Origin of the sequence: Cytobacillus firmus NBRC 15306 (assembly GCF_001591465.1) — a bacterium.
Taxonomy (GTDB): Bacteria; Bacillota; Bacilli; order Bacillales; family Cytobacillaceae; genus Cytobacillus; species Cytobacillus firmus.
On record NZ_BCUY01000241.1, the window covers coordinates 1 to 743 of the forward strand.

1 protein-coding gene is annotated in these 743 nt (G+C 48.6%); it reads right to left on the reverse strand.

Translation table 11 applies throughout. From position 1 onward, the window contains the following. Positions 1-488: 488 nt before the first annotated feature. On the reverse strand, positions 489-743 hold a 255-nt coding region (locus BFI01S_RS22080), incomplete at its 5' end, for an aminoglycoside adenylyltransferase domain-containing protein (protein WP_156478379.1).

Genomic DNA, 743 nt, shown 5'->3' on the forward strand with positions numbered 1-743 from the left:
CCCGACCGCTGCGCCTTATCCGGTAACTATCGTCTTGAGTCCAACCCGGTAAGACACGACTTATCGCCACTGGCAGCAGCCACTGGTAACAGGATTAGCAGAGCGAGGTATGTAGGCGGTGCTACAGAGTTCTTGAAGTGGTGGCCTAACTACGGCTACACTAGAAGAACAGTATTTGGTATCTGCGCTCTGCTGAAGCCAGTTACCTTCGGAAAAAGAGTTGGTAGCTCTTGATCCGGCAAACAAACCACCGCTGGTAGCGGTGGTTTTTTTGTTTGCAAGCAGCAGATTACGCGCAGAAAAAAAGGATCTCAAGAAGATCCTTTGATCTTTTCTACGGGGTCTGACGCTCAGTGGAACGAAAACTCACGTTAAGGGATTTTGGTCATGAGATTATCAAAAAGGATCTTCACCTAGATCCTTTTAAATTAAAAATGAAGTTTTAAATCAATCTAAAGTATATATGAGTAAACTTGGTCTGACAGTTATTATTTACCCACCACTTTGGTAATTTCGCCTTTCACGTAATGCACAAATTCTTCCAGCTGATCCGCACGGCTGGCCAGACGATCTTCTTCCTGGCCCAGATACGCCTGACGCGCTTCCAGAATCACCGGCTGATACTGCGCCGGCAGACGTTCCATGGCCCAATCCGCCGCCACATCTTTCGGCGCAATTTTGCCGGTCACCGCGCTATACCAAATACGGCTCAGGGTCAGCACCACGTTGCGTTCATCACCCGC